Raw genomic sequence first — 281 nt, 5'->3', positions numbered from 1 at the left:
GTAGAGCGCGTTAATCTCTGGATTTTCAGACAGGATCGGGATGGTGTCCTGATAAAGCAGCACATCGATTTTTGCGTCAGGGTAATTTTTTTTCAGCGAACTAATGACGGGAGTAGTTAATAACATATCCCCATGAAAACGCATCTTAATGAGCAAAATTCTTCGAAATGGCTTATCCACAAGTAACTCTTTTTGTTGAGATTATCCGATTAAGGTGAAGCAGAAAAAGCACGCTACCGCCCCAGGCTCAACAGCTACCTGAATACTGATACCGCACTGAT

Annotated in this window: 1 pseudogene; it reads right to left on the bottom strand. The window is 42.3% G+C overall.

Annotation, left to right across the window (positions count from 1 at the left end):
* Positions 1–180 (bottom strand): annotated as a pseudogene (locus tag B0E34_RS22630) (glycosyltransferase family 9 protein); the annotation flags it as partial.
* Positions 181–281 lie beyond the last annotated feature (101 nt).

Origin of the sequence: Chryseobacterium mucoviscidosis, from assembly GCF_002177115.1 — a bacterium.
GTDB classification, from domain to species: Bacteria; Bacteroidota; Bacteroidia; order Flavobacteriales; family Weeksellaceae; genus Chryseobacterium; species Chryseobacterium mucoviscidosis.
This window is presented reverse-complemented; position numbering and strand designations above follow the sequence as displayed.